At 35.8% G+C, this 1,154-nt stretch carries 2 protein-coding genes; one reads left to right on the top strand and one right to left on the bottom strand.

What is annotated here, in order from left to right; translation table 11 throughout:
• On the top strand, positions 1-171 hold a 171-nt coding region (locus AC1DOS_RS20220), incomplete at its 5' end, for a CAP domain-containing protein (protein WP_477538925.1).
• Between the two features lie 659 nt (positions 172-830).
• Here AC1DOS_RS20220 and AC1DOS_RS20215 read toward each other — a convergent pair.
• The coding region (locus AC1DOS_RS20215) for a UPF0158 family protein (protein ID WP_477538924.1) at positions 831-1,154 on the bottom strand (324 nt) is incomplete at its 5' end.

Here is a 1,154-nt window from a genome sequence, read left to right as displayed (position 1 = left end):
GCCGCAGCTGAAAACATCGCAATGGGTCAAAAAACGGCGGCAGAAGTCGTTAAAGGATGGATGGAATCACCAGGACATCGCGCTAATATCATGAATGGAAACTACACTCATATTGGTATTGGATACGATGCAAAAGGTAATTACTGGACACAACAATTCATTCAAAAATAAAAATAAAAATTAACGGCCATCTCGCTTTTTAGAGATGGCCGTTTTAGAATGCAGAAAAAATAGTAGATATATGCTGTCTGCCAGTCTAGTGTTCATTGTGGTTATGACAATCCGGTAATGTCATAACCTATTTCAAGATAGAAATTCCACTTCCGGGCTGAATACTACGCGCATCATTAGTGACACAGCCTCTGGATTCGGAAGACATTTACTTCAATACTCAATAAGAAACATACTAAGAATAGTAGTGCAGACCAAGGCATTGGTTAGCACTACTATTTTTTTATATAGTAGAGGTGAAGAATAGGTCGTGGAGCCTTTGGGTCTTGAATCCGAAATAAGAAACCGACCTACTTCACCATCCTTATTTGAATCAGGTTTGAGTATGTTGGATCCATCGAGATCGTGTATAAGAAATGGGAATCGATAAGGCGCAGCAGGTGAAGCATATCCAACATTAATCTTATTAAATAAATACGGAACAAAATCTGGATATAAGGCATCCACCCATTCCTCGGCTTGAATTTCTGAATCAAAAATACGATTATCTTCTTTATAACTTCCATTTATCCATTTAAAATTCTTATTACGCTAACCTGCTTCATACTTTAATAAGATAAGGCCATTACCCTTTGGTTCGGTAATCACCTCTGTTATTTCTATTCAATAAAGTTTATTTTATTTTCCTGACACCAATCAATCGCAATTTGTTTAAAACACTCGTCACGGTATGAATACCATTGATCTTCTATTTCAAAATCTATTATTTTGTCCTTAAACCTTCTAAAGGCACTCTTACCCTTAATGGCCCTTAATAAAGATTCCTGCATCCGTTGATCCCTTACTTTTAAACTGAAGTTTTCCATTATTCCATATTCATTCACTGCATATTTAGTAGGTAACTCTATATAATTTTCAAAGTTTTCAACCACATCAATTGCAGTCATTCTATTTTCTTGTTCCCATTCAGGTAAATGAAATGA

This window comes from Paenisporosarcina sp. P5_A11, from assembly GCF_056400705.1.
Note: the sequence above shows the minus strand (reverse complement) of the source record. Positions and strands in the feature narration are given on the sequence as shown.